Raw genomic sequence first — 562 nt, 5'->3', positions numbered from 1 at the left:
CTGGTGGCGTGTTCCGCTTGATGCGAAGATTGGAGCAAGTCCCTGTCTGGCGAATACGAACGTAGTTGGCTTCACGGCGGGTATCAGTGGTGGGCAGCAGTAGTTCTTGATCGAGAGAAGAGTATAAGCCTGTACAACAAGATGGCGAGGCACGCACTAACCCGCTATTAACTGCGTTTCTGTTTCATGTCGTCCTTATTTTTCTGGTCTACGTGGGGCCGCACCGCTCGGTTTACGTATGTAATAGGTCTTCTTTTTAGTGCTATCAGCCTGGTCCTGTTTGTCGTTGCCTGGGCGCGGGGACTCGCTAATGTCGTACATTGGGATGTACTGAGTGAACTCAATGAATTGCCCGTAACTGCTCAATCGTTCTCGGATGGGTTACTCGATTACGCCGTCAATAGCAAAGCTTACGCCGTGTCGGAGCAGTTTGTGGCCTCGGCAATGCAGATTCGTCCTGGTGTAGCCACCGCCTTTCTAATTGGTGTCAGTCTGGCCTTTGTTCTGCTGCTGAGTGCAGTCACCCGTTTTGACCGAGTGCGTTATCTGGTCAGTATGGCGC

1 pseudogene is annotated in these 562 nt (G+C 52.0%); it reads left to right on the top strand.

What is annotated here, in order from left to right:
* Positions 1-186: 186 nt before the first annotated feature.
* Positions 187-562, top strand: a pseudogene (locus ACYVD4_RS32060) (tetratricopeptide repeat protein); the annotation flags it as partial.

The sequence above is a fragment of the Spirosoma daeguense genome (assembly GCF_054776875.1).
The sequence above is the reverse complement of the archived record's forward strand: the minus strand, read 5'-3'. Positions and strand labels throughout refer to the sequence as shown.